Annotated in this window: 8 protein-coding genes; 6 read left to right on the forward strand and 2 right to left on the reverse strand. The window is 64.0% G+C overall.

All coding sequences use genetic code 11. The features are described 5' to 3' along the window. From EOA36_RS17785 to EOA36_RS17810, 6 genes are all read left to right on the forward strand, one after another. Positions 1-1,549: ABC transporter substrate-binding protein (locus EOA36_RS17785; RefSeq protein WP_145969205.1), on the forward strand; the 1,549-nt coding region annotated here is incomplete at its 5' end. A gap of 18 nt (positions 1,550-1,567) precedes the next feature. Next, positions 1,568-2,629 (forward strand): ABC transporter permease, encoded by a 1,062-nt coding sequence (locus tag EOA36_RS17790; RefSeq protein ID WP_127278745.1) that lies wholly within the window; start codon positions 1,568-1,570, stop codon positions 2,627-2,629. A gap of 196 nt (positions 2,630-2,825) precedes the next feature. Continuing rightward, entirely contained in the window at positions 2,826-3,752 is a 927-nt protein-coding gene (gene nikC, locus EOA36_RS17795; RefSeq protein ID WP_127278746.1) for a nickel transporter permease, read from the forward strand. Beyond that, the gene (locus tag EOA36_RS17800) at positions 3,749-4,594 is read left to right on the forward strand and encodes an ABC transporter ATP-binding protein (RefSeq protein ID WP_127278747.1); all 846 of its coding nucleotides are present in this window, start codon (positions 3,749-3,751) and stop codon (positions 4,592-4,594) included. Before nikC ends, EOA36_RS17800 begins: the two co-directional genes overlap by 4 nt. Continuing rightward, positions 4,591-5,340 carry an ABC transporter ATP-binding protein gene (locus tag EOA36_RS17805; protein WP_127278748.1) on the forward strand — a complete coding sequence of 250 codons (750 nt, stop codon included), beginning with the start codon at positions 4,591-4,593 and terminating at the stop codon, positions 5,338-5,340. The genes EOA36_RS17800 and EOA36_RS17805 overlap by 4 nt, the downstream gene beginning before the upstream one ends. 38 nt (positions 5,341-5,378) lie before the next feature. Beyond that, on the forward strand, positions 5,379-5,717 hold the full coding sequence (locus EOA36_RS17810) for a hypothetical protein (RefSeq protein WP_127278749.1): 339 nt from the start codon (positions 5,379-5,381) through the stop codon (positions 5,715-5,717). A gap of 12 nt (positions 5,718-5,729) precedes the next feature. Here EOA36_RS17810 and EOA36_RS17815 read toward each other — a convergent pair whose 3' ends face one another. Both EOA36_RS17815 and EOA36_RS17820 read right to left on the reverse strand, forming a co-directional pair. After that, entirely contained in the window at positions 5,730-8,828 is a 3,099-nt protein-coding gene (locus EOA36_RS17815) for an efflux RND transporter permease subunit (RefSeq protein ID WP_127278750.1), read from the reverse strand. Further along, positions 8,825-9,213 (reverse strand): efflux RND transporter periplasmic adaptor subunit (locus EOA36_RS17820; RefSeq protein ID WP_127278751.1); only part of this gene is annotated, 389 nt, incomplete at its 5' end. The genes EOA36_RS17815 and EOA36_RS17820, both read right to left, overlap by 4 nt.

Here is a 9,213-nt window from a genome sequence, read left to right on the forward strand (position 1 = left end):
CCCCCCCGCCGACACGCTTGTCGAAGGTTTTGCCATCGACGACATCATCTCGATGGATCCGGGCGAGGCGTTCGAGCTGTCGACCGCCGAGGTCACCGGCAACACCTATGATCTTCTTGTCCGCCTCGACCTCAGCGACACCTCCAAGGTCAAGCCCGATCTCGCCGCAAGTTGGACCGTCTCCGACGATGGCCTGACCTATACGTTCAAGCTCAAGCCGGGCCTGAAATTCGCCTCAGGCAACCCGATCACCGCCGCCGACGTCGCCTGGTCGTTCGAGCGCGCCGTCAAGCTGGACAAGAGCCCCGCCTTCATCATCGGCCAGTTCGGCATTAGCGGCGACAACGTCACCGAAAAGGCCAAGGCGGTCGACGACACCACCTTCCAGTTCACCGTCGACAAGGCCTATGCGCCAAGTTTCGTGTTGAACTGCCTGTCGGCCACCGTTGCCTCCGTTGTCGACGCCAAGCTGGTCAAGGAACATGTCGCGGCGGTCACGCCGAGCGCCGACTACAAATGGGACAACGACTTCGGCAACGCCTGGCTGAAGACAGGCTATGCCGGCTCGGGCGCCTTCAAGCTGCGCGAATGGCGTGCCAACGAGGCCGTCGTCCTGGAACGCAACGACAATTACTACGGCGAAAAGGCCAAGCTCGCCCGCGTCATCTACCGCAACATGAAGGAAAGCTCGGCGCAACGCCTGGCGCTCGAGGCCGGCGATATCGACGTTGCCCGCAACCTCGAACCGAACGACCTCGACGCCATCGCCAAGAACGCCGACCTCACCTCGACCAGCGCGCCCAAGGGCACCGTCTACTACATCAGCCTCAACCAGAAGAACCCGAACCTCGCCAAACCCGAGGTGCGTCAGGCCTTCAAATATCTGGTCGACTATGATGCGCTGGGTTCGACCATCCTCAAGGGCATCGGCGAGATCCACCAGACCTTCCTGCCCAAGGGCGTGCTGGGCGAACTCGACGAAAACCCCTTCAAGCTCGACGTCGCCAAGGCCAAGGAATTGCTGGCCAAGGCCGGCTTGGCGGACGGCTTCAGCGTCACCATGGACGTGCGCACCGGCCAGCCGACCACCGGCATGGCGGAATCCATCCAGCAGACGCTCGGCCAGGCCGGCATCAAGCTGGAGATCATCCCTGGCGACGGCAAGCAGACGCTGACCAAATACCGCGCACGCAACCACGACATCTATATAGGCCAGTGGGGCCAGGACTATTTCGATCCGAACTCCAATGCCCAGACCTTTGCCTCGAACCCGGACAATTCGGATGCCGGCAAGTCCCACACGCTCGCCTGGCGCAATGCCTGGGACATTCCGGACCTGACCAAGCAAACGGAAGCAGCCCTGCTTGAGAAGGATTCGGGCAAGCGCGCCGATATGTACAAGGATCTCGAGAAGAAAATCCTCGACACCAGCCCCTTCGTCGTCATCCACCAGCAGCTGGAAGTTGCCGGTCTGCGCAAGAACCTCAAGGGCTTCGCGCTCGGTCCGAGTTTCGACACCAACTTCGTCGGGCCGGTCTCCAAGGAATAGTGTTCGCGGACACGCCGCATGAGCACGATTGAAAACGAAAGCGGGCGCGGCAGCGCCCGCGCCGTCGCCCTTGCATCATCGCTTGGCCGCTTCCTGGTCATTGCGGTGACGACCTATCTCGGTCTTCTCGCGGTCACTTTCTTCATTGGCCGCGTCATCCCGATCGACCCGGTGCTGGCCGTGCTCGGCGACCGGGCACCCGCCAATGTCGTGGAGCGAACGCGCCGCGAGATGGGCCTCGACCTGCCGTTGATCGAGCAGTTCTACATCTATGTGAAACATGCGCTGAGCGGCGATTTCGGCATCTCCGTGCTGACCACCAATCCCGTCATGACCGACATCCGCCGCGCTCTTCCCGCAACGACGGAACTGGCGACATTGGGGACACTGATCGGCGCGCTGTTCGGTGTGCCGCTGGGAGTGCTGGCCGCGGTCAAACGCGGTAGCCTCGTCGATCAGATTGTGCGCATCATCGGCCTGATCGGCTATTCCGTGCCCATCTTCTGGCTGGGCCTGCTGGCCCTGGTGCTGTTCTACGCCAAGCTGCAATGGGTGGCCTTCCCGGCTCGGCTCGACGTCGTCTACGAATACACTTTCACGCCGGTCACCGGCTTCTACCTTCTCGACTCCGCGATGCAGGGGCAGTGGGATGTCTTTTACGACGCCTTCCGTCACATCATCCTGCCGGCCTCGCTGCTCGGCTATTTCTCGCTCGCCTATATCAGCCGCATGACGCGCTCGTTCATGCTCAATGAACTCGCCCAGGAATACGTCGTCGCCGCGCGCGCCAAGGGCCTGTCGGAAACCCGTATCATCTGGGGCCACGCGCTGCGCAATGCCGCCGTGCCGATGGTGACCGTGATCGCGTTGTCCTATGCCGGGCTGCTCGAGGGCTCGGTGCTGACCGAGACCGTCTTCTCCTGGCCGGGCATCGGCCTCTACATCACCAACTCGCTGCAGAACGCCGACATGAACGCCGTGCTCGGCGGCACCATCGTCATCGGCTCGGTGTTCATCGGCATCAATCTCCTGTCCGATCTTCTCTACCGCGTGCTCGACCCGAGGACGAAGACCGGATGAGCAGAGGTATCGCGCTTTCGGGCTTGGCTGCGGCAAATCACCCCCACTCCGGCCCTTCGGGCCACCTCTCCCCCTGTCCGGGGGAGAGGAAAAGGCAGCCGCACGCCTGGCGCCTTTCCTCTCCTCCATCGACCGGGGGCGAGATGGTCTGCGAAGCAGACCGGAGTGGGGGTCGACGGCTTCAAGAGGCATCGTCATGACCGTCTCCGACGCCCGCCCCTTCTCCCGTCTCGAATGGTTGTTGTCGGAGCGGCCGGCATCGCGGATGCAGGCAAGGCTCGGTCGCGCCTATGTCGCCTGGCGGCGCTTTTCCGCCAATCGTTTGGCCTTTGTCGGCCTGCTGATCATCATCGCTCTGCTGCTCGTCGCCGCCCTTGCCGGTGTGCTGGCGCCGTATTCGCCGACCTTCGGCGACCTGAAGAACGCGCGTCTGCTGGCGCCGAGTGCCCAGCACTGGTTCGGCACCGACGATCTCGGCCGCGACATCTATTCGCGCATCCTCTACGGTTCGCGTTGGACGCTTTATGTCGTCGTCCTGGTCGCCATCATCGCCGCACCCATCGGGCTCCTGGTCGGCACCGTCGCCGGCTATGCCGGCGGCTGGACCGACGCGATCCTGATGCGCGTCACCGATATCTTCCTTGCCTTCCCCAAACTGGTGCTGGCGCTGGCCTTCGTCGCCGCCCTTGGCCCCGGCATCGAGAACGCCGTGCTGGCGATCGCCATCACCTCCTGGCCGCCCTATGCCCGCATCGCGCGTGCCGAGACGCTCACCGTGCGCAACTCGGACTACATCAAGGCGGTGCAACTGATGGGCGCCTCTCCCTTCCGCATCGTGTTGCGCCACATCATGCCGCTATGCATCTCCTCGCTGATCATCCGCGTGACGCTCGACATGGCCGGCATCATCCTGACGGCCGCGGGCCTCGGCTTCCTCGGCCTTGGCGCGCAGCCGCCGCTGCCGGAATGGGGCACCATGATCGCTTCGGGCCGGCGCTTCATCCTCGACCAATGGTGGGTGGCCGGTGCGCCGGGCTTCGCAATCCTGATCGTCAGCCTCGGCTTCAACCTGCTCGGCGACGGCCTGCGCGACGCGCTCGATCCTCGGAGTGGCGACCAATGAACGGCCGAACTGGGACCCTGCTTGAGGTGGATGACCTGCGGGTCACCTTTCCGACCCGCACGGGCATGGTCGAGGCGGTGCGCGGCGTTTCCTTTTCGCTTGGCCGGGAACGCCTCGGCATCGTCGGCGAGTCCGGGTCGGGCAAGTCGCAAACGGGCCGCGCCATCATGGGCCTGACGCCGCCGCAGGCCCGGATATCGGCCAATAAATTGACCTTCGACGGCATCGACCTGCTCGGCATCTCGCCACGCCAACGCCGCGCGTTGCGGGGCAACCGCATCGCCATGATCCTGCAGGATCCGAAATATTCGCTCGACCCGGTGATGAGCATCGGCCGCCAGATCGTCGAGACGCTGCGCACGCACGAAAAGGTCGGCAAGGCCGAGGCGCGCGAGCGTGCGCTGGCCATGCTCGAGGCGGTGCAGATCCGCGATCCCAAACGCGTCTTCGACCTTCACCCGCACGAAGTGTCGGGCGGCATGGGCCAGCGCGCCATGATCGCCATGATGCTGATCGCCGGGCCGGAAATGATGATCGCCGACGAGCCGACCTCGGCGCTCGACGTCACCGTGCAGCTCGATGTGCTCGGTATCCTCGACCGGCTGGTCGCGGAGCGGGGCATGGGACTGGTCTTCATCTCGCACGATCTGCGCCTGGTTTCCTCCTTCTGCGACCGCGTCATCGTCATGTATGCCGGCAAGGTGGTCGAACAACTCAAGGCCTCGGAACTCAGCCAGGCCCAGCATCCCTATACGCGCGGCCTGCTCAACTGCATGCCCAAGATCGGCGCCGACCGTCACCCGCTGCCTGTGCTCGACCGCAAGCCGGAGTGGGCGGCATGACATCAGCGATTGCCGTCGACACGCTGGAGGTGATCTTCGACCGCTTTCGCGCGCTGAAGGGCGTCAGCCTTGATGTACAGCCGGGTGAATCCTTCGGCCTGGTCGGTGAATCCGGTTCCGGGAAATCGACATTGCTGCGAGCCATCGTCGGTCTCGCGCCGGTCGCCTCGGGCAGCATCGCCGTCAACGGCAAGACGCTCGGCGCGCGCCGCGATAAGGCCTTTTACCGCGAAGTGCAGATGGTCTTCCAAGATCCGTATGGGTCGCTGCACCCGCGCCAGACGGTCGACCGCCTGCTGCAGGAGCCGCTCGCCATCCACGGCTTTGCCGACGGCGAAAAGCGCATCGAGCGCGCGCTCGACGAGGTCGGCCTCGGCAACGGTTTTCGCTTCCGTTACGCGCACCAGCTCTCGGGCGGCCAGCGCCAGCGTGTCGCGATCGCCCGCGCGCTGATCCTCGAGCCCTCGATCCTGCTGCTAGACGAGCCGACCTCGGCGCTCGACGCCTCCGTGCAGGCGGAAGTGCTCAACCTGCTGGAGGAAGTCCGGCGGCGGCGCAAGCTGACCTTCCTGATGGTCAGCCACGACCTCGCCATCATCACCCATATGTGCGAGCGTCTGATGGTGATGCAGGGCGGCGAGGCAGTGGAAAATCTGGTGGCAAACGATCTGGTCGAGCGCCGTGTGACAAAGGATTATACGCGCAACCTGCTGCGAGCCAGCGACGGGTTTGTAAGAACCGCCTGAATTCGCTCTTCCTGTGCACAGACCAACGGGGGAATTCCATGGGGGAATGGAAGTTTGCAGATCCACCCAATGTCGCGGTGCTATCGGACAAGAGTATATTCAAATCTGACGATTGGATCGCATACGTCGTGCATGAAGCTGACCACGACGACATCTACAACGAAGAAGGTGGCAGCTGGCAGTTTCACAGCAGCGACACTCGAGATCGGAACGAACGTGAGATAATGCTCGTCGGCCTGCAGGAGGTGGTTCGGCGGGATGAAAGCATCTTGGCGTTGGCCGATTTGCCGAAAGGTTGGCATGCTTGGCGCAGCTCCAAATCGTCGCCTTGGCAGCGCGCCAAATCACTCCCCTCGCCCTCCAACGATAACGAGTGATACTGCAGGATCTTAAGTCGAACCTTGCGCCAGTTCGCCGTTCTCCGGAACGGATGGGTCGTCCCCTTGCTTCGGCTCCTTGATCCTGAACCACGTCACATAAAGCGCCGGCAGGAACAGCAGCGTGATCGCCGTACCAGCGATGATGCCGCCCATCATGGCATAGGCCATCGGCCCCCAGAACACTTCGCGCGCGATCGGGATCAGCGCCAGGCTGGCGGCGGCGGCGGTCAGCGCGATCGGCCGCATGCGATGCTCCGTCGCCTCGATGACGGCGGCCCAGCGATCCTTGCCTTCAGCGACAAGATCCTCGATCTGCACGATCAGGATGACCGAGTTGCGGATCAGGATGCCGATCAGCGCCAGCACCCCGAGGATGGCGACGAAGCCGAGCGGCGCGCCACTCGGCACCAGCGCCGCCACCACACCGATCAGTCCGAGCGGCGCGACCGCCACGACCAGGAACAGGCGCTGGAAGCTCTGCAACTGCACCATCAGGATGGTCGCCATCACGAACAGCATCAGCGGCACGACGGCGGCGATCGGCCCCTGGCTCTTGGCGCTTTCCTCGACGGAGCCGGCGGTCTCGACCGAATAGCCGGGCGGCAGCTTGGTGATGAAGGCGTCGACCGACGGTTTCAGCTCGTTGACGACGGTCGCCGGCAGCACGTCGCCAACCAGGCCGGCGCGCACGGTGATGGTCGGGATGCGGTCACGCCGCCACACCGTCGGCTGCTCCAGATCGTAGCGGAAATTGGCAACCGCCGCGAGCGGGATAGCCTCGCCATTGCCCGTCGGCAGCTGGATGTTCTGCAGCGTCTCGATCGAGCCGCGCTCGGCCCCGCGCGAACGGGCCACGACATTGATCAGGTAGGTCGCGTCACGCACCTGGGTGATCGTCGATCCGCCCACCGTGCTGTTCAGCGTGCTGGCGATATCGGAGGAGGTGATGCCAAGCTGGCGCGCCTTGTCCTGCAGCACGTCGACCCTCAGCACGCGCTGTGGTTCGTTCCAGTCGAAGGTGGGTGCGGCAAGTTTCGGATTGGCCGAGATGATGCCGGCGAATTGCTGCGCCAGTTCCCGCACCGTCTGGATGTCAGGGCCGCCGACGCGATATTGCACCGGGCGCCCGACCGGTGGCCCAAGCTCGAGCGGCTTGACGAAGGCGTCGGTGCCGACGAACTCCGCGCGCAGCAGCTTCTCCAGCGCCGGCTTCACCCGGTTGCGCGCCTCGATGCTCTTGGTGACGATCACGGTCTGGCCGAAATAGGGATTGGCGGGCTGCACGTCATAGGCCAGCACGAAGCGCACCGCGCCCTGGCCGATATAGGAGGAGAAGTGGTCGATGTCGGGATTGCCGACCAGCGCCCGCTGTTCGAAGCGCTCCATCTGGTCGCGCGTCTCGGTGATCGACGAGTTCTGCGGCAGGTTCCAGTCGACGATCAGCTCCGGCCGGTCGGAAGGCGGGAAGAACTGTTGCTGGACGAGCCCGAAGCCGGCGATCGAGCCACCGAACAGGAGCACGGTCACGACGATCGTCAGCCAGTGATGGCGCACCGAGCCGACAAGCACGCGCCGGAACAGCGACGTGAACCGCCCTGGTTGGTCGTGATGCTTCTCCTTCATCGTCGCCGGCAGGATGGTGACGCCAAGCAGCGGCGCGAACAGCACCGCCACGATCCATGACACCAAGAGCGACACCGCGATGACGACGAACAGCGTGAAGGTGTACTCGCCTGCCGCGCTCGAGTTGAGGCCGATCGGGATGAAGCCGGCGACCGTCACCAGCGTGCCGGTCAGCATCGGGAAGGCGGTCGAGGTGTAGACATAGGTCGCCGCCCTGCGCAGGGTGTCGCCAACCTCCAGCCGCGCCACCATCATTTCGACCGCGATCATCGCATCGTCGACCAGCAGCCCGAGCGCGATGATCAGCGCGCCGAGTGAAATGCGCTGCAGCGATATGCCGAGATACTCCATGACGGTGAAGGTGATGGCCAGCACCAGCGGGATCGACAGCGCGACGACGAAGCCGGCCCGCATGCCGAGGCTGATGAAAGAGACGGCAAGCACGATCGCCACCGCCTCGAACAGCGCGCGCGTGAAGCCCGAGACCGCCTCCTCGACGATGACAGGCTGGTCGGCGACCAGATGCACGCCGACGCCGACCGGCAGGTCGGCCAGCACCTTGTCCATCTCCTCATGCAGCGCTTCGCCGAACTTGAGCAGATTGGCGTTGGGCTTCATGCCGATGGCAAGCCCGATCGCATCCTGGCCGTTGAAGCGGAACAGGGCTGTCGGGGGGTCGGCATAACCGCGCGTGATCGTCGCCACGTCGCTCAGCCGGAAGAACCGGTCGTTGACGCGCAGATTGATGGCGCGCAGGCTCTCCTCGGAGGCGAACTGGCCGCCGACGCGCACGCTGATGCGCTCCGGCCCGGACTGGATGACGCCGGACGGCGTGATCGCGTTCTGCGCTTGCAGGCTGGCCACGATTTGCTGCTGGTTGAGGCCAAGCGCGGCGATCTGGCGGGTCGAGAATTCGAGATAGATCGCCTCGTCCTGCGCACCGACCAGATCGACCTTGCCGGCATTGGGCACGGTCAGGATCTTGGTTCGCACATCCTCCACATAGTCGCGCAATTGGCGTGGCGTCAGCCCGTCGGCGGTGAAGGCATAGATGTTGCCGTAGACGTCGCCGAAGCGGTCGTTGAAGAACGGTCCCTGCACGCCTTGCGGAAACTGCGCCTTGATGTCGTTGACCATGTTGCGCACCTGAAGCCAGTTCGGCGCGACGTCGCGCGCCTTGGTGGTGTCCTTCAGGTTGACGAAGATGACAGTCTGGCCGGCTGTCGTCACCGACTTGGTGTAGTCGAGGCTGTCGAGTTCCTCGAGCTTTTTCTCGATGCGATCGGTCACCTGCTGCACCGTCTCCTTCACCGAGGCGCCCGGCCAGTTGGCCTGGATGATCATGGTCTTGATGGTGAAGTTGGGATCTTCCTCGCGGCCGAGATTGAGATAGGAGAAGATGCCGGCCACCACGAAGACCAGCATGAAATACCAGACCAGCGAGCGGTGGTTGAGCGCCCATTCGGAGAGGTTAAAGCCCTTCATGAGGCCCCTCCCTCGGGCACTTTCACTTTCTGGCCGTCGACGAGGCTGTGAACGCCGGCGGTGACGACGCGCATGCCGGCGTCCAGTCCTTCCGCCACGGTAAAGGTGCCGCCATTCTTCGACGCGACCTTGATATCGTGCGCGCTCACGCTCGACGTCTTTGGATCGATGATCCACACTTTTTCGGAACCGTCCTTTTCGAGCAGCGCCGAAATGGGCAGCTCGATCGTCGGCACAACCTTGGTCATGCGGGTCGCCGTCACCGTCGAGCCGAGCCTGAAGGCTTGCGGCGGATCGGTAAGCGTCAGCTTGACGCGCCGTGTGCGGGTCGAGCCCTCGGATTGGGGGGCGATCTCGCGCAATTTGGCCTCGGTCTGGATCGTCG

Source organism: Mesorhizobium sp. M8A.F.Ca.ET.021.01.1.1 (assembly GCF_003998025.1).
Classification (GTDB): domain Bacteria; phylum Pseudomonadota; class Alphaproteobacteria; order Rhizobiales; family Rhizobiaceae; genus Mesorhizobium.

Excerpts from the sequence above, each read along its gene's own strand:
- EOA36_RS17790 (WP_127278745.1), top strand. The coding sequence starts at position 1,568 with ATGAGCACGATTGAAAACGAAAGCGGGCGCGGCAGCGCCCGCGCCGTC.
- nikC (WP_127278746.1), top strand. The coding sequence starts at position 2,826 with ATGACCGTCTCCGACGCCCGCCCCTTCTCCCGTCTCGAATGGTTGTTG.
- EOA36_RS17800 (WP_127278747.1), top strand. The coding sequence starts at position 3,749 with ATGAACGGCCGAACTGGGACCCTGCTTGAGGTGGATGACCTGCGGGTC.
- EOA36_RS17805 (WP_127278748.1), top strand. The coding sequence starts at position 4,591 with ATGACATCAGCGATTGCCGTCGACACGCTGGAGGTGATCTTCGACCGC.
- EOA36_RS17810 (WP_127278749.1), top strand. The coding sequence starts at position 5,379 with ATGGGGGAATGGAAGTTTGCAGATCCACCCAATGTCGCGGTGCTATCG.
- EOA36_RS17815 (WP_127278750.1), bottom strand. The coding sequence starts at position 8,828 with ATGAAGGGCTTTAACCTCTCCGAATGGGCGCTCAACCACCGCTCGCTG.